This is a genomic window from Clostridium tarantellae (assembly GCF_009295725.1).
Taxonomy (GTDB): Bacteria; Bacillota; Clostridia; order Clostridiales; family Clostridiaceae; genus Sarcina; species Sarcina tarantellae.
This window is the reverse complement of the sequence record NZ_WHJC01000464.1, coordinates 1-1709: the sequence shown is the minus strand read 5'-3', so window position 1 is coordinate 1709 and position 1709 is coordinate 1. Positions and strand designations below refer to the sequence as shown.

Below are 1709 nucleotides of genomic sequence, written 5' to 3'. Positions count from 1 at the left end.
ATCTTAATGAATGAAAATTTATATAATTTATTAATAAATAATATTTTACTTAATAATAGAGGTACATTGACTTTAAATGCTATTACATCAGGAAGAATAGATCATATAATTTATTTTAAAGAAAATTTTTCTGAAAATATGTTTATTGGAACTGGTAGATTTTATTTAGAATCATTTCCTTTAGCACTTCTTATGAGTTATGGAATATTAGGAAGTTGTCCTATATTTATATTATCAATTTTTCCTTTAATAATAGCTTATAGATATAGAAAATTAGATAAAAATAATAAAATTAGAAAGCTAATAATTTTATTAAATATTATATTGTTAATTAATGGGTTGTTTGAAGAGTTATCTCCTTTTGGGCCAGGAGTGAAATGTTATTTATTATGGATGATTACTGGAATTTATTTAGGGTTACAGACAAAGAGGTTAAATAAATACTAACTTTTGCATGAAAGGAGCATGTATATGAATAATGTACTAGTATATAATTTTGAAAAATATTTGAATGAGTTTATAGAGAGTATACTTCTCGAAAGTATTAATCCCAAAGAAATTATTTTAATAAATGATGGATCAAAAGATAATAGTAAAGTTATTTGTGATGAGTATGATAAAAAATATGATTTTATAATAGTTATACATAAAAATAATGAAGGGCTATCAAAAGCAAGGAATGATGGGATTAATTATGCTAAAGGAGAATATATATTTTTTGTAGATAGTGATGATTTCCTTTTAGATGATTATGTGCTGAAAATGTATGATGAATGTAAAAAAAATAATTTAGATATTATTAGAGGTGCATATTATAGATATGATAATGAAAAAAAACAATTTAGTTCAACAAAGCATTTTAATGAAGCTTATTATAATAAAGCATTAAATGGATTAAATTTTCTTAAGAAAGAAATTAAAAGTGGAAATTATGAAGTAATTTCCTGTATGGGTTTATTTAGAAGAGAATATATTATTAAAAATAAGCTTAAATTTACATTAGATGTTACATATGAAGATCATGAATTTTTTTAAAAGTGTTTATTATGTGAAAAAGAAAATAAAATAATGAGAACAAATTTAGTCATATATGCTTATAGAATAAATTTAGGTAGTATCACTAAAAAGCCAAATATAAAGAATATTAAAGATATAATAAAGAGTATTAATATAATGATTGAATACATTAATAATTTGAAATTTTTGGAAAAATATAGGAAAATAGTAATGAAAACTGTGAGTACATTGTTTTATAAATTAACTTCTATATATAGTAGATTAGCAGATAAAAATAAGTAAGAAGCATATAAATTAATTCCTAAAAATATAAAAAATCATATGATAAAATATTCCTTTAATAATTACCAAAAAAGTAAAATTATAATGTTTTTTTATTTTAGAAATATTGTAGATATGGTATATAAGATAAAATTACATAAATAGAAGTTAATTATTTTTTAAAACAAATAATCATTAAGAATTAGAGGGATAAAAATGAGAACTAAAAAAGCAATGATAAATGCGAGCATAAGTGCCTTTACATACATAACAATGTTTCTTCCTATGTTTTTTTTAAGAAAAACTTTTTTGAATAAATTAGGAGTTGAGTTGTTAGGTTTAAATTCATTATATACAAATATAATAGCATATTTATCTATTGTTGAAATGGGAGTAGGTAATGCTATAATTTTTTCATTATATAAAAGTTT

Annotated in this window: 2 protein-coding genes and 1 pseudogene; all 3 read left to right on the top strand. The window is 20.7% G+C overall.

Annotation, left to right across the window (positions count from 1 at the left end; all coding sequences use genetic code 11):
• Positions 1–447, top strand: a 447-nt coding sequence (locus GBZ86_RS15615; protein ID WP_170272294.1) for a hypothetical protein, incomplete at its 5' end; no start/stop codon positions are given.
• Between the two features lie 24 nt (positions 448–471).
• Positions 472–1035, top strand: a complete 564-nt coding sequence (locus GBZ86_RS15610) for a glycosyltransferase family 2 protein (RefSeq protein WP_170272293.1) — start codon at positions 472–474, stop codon at positions 1033–1035.
• A 459-nt stretch (positions 1036–1494) separates the two neighbouring features.
• Positions 1495–1709, top strand: a pseudogene (locus GBZ86_RS15605) (O-unit flippase); the annotation flags it as partial.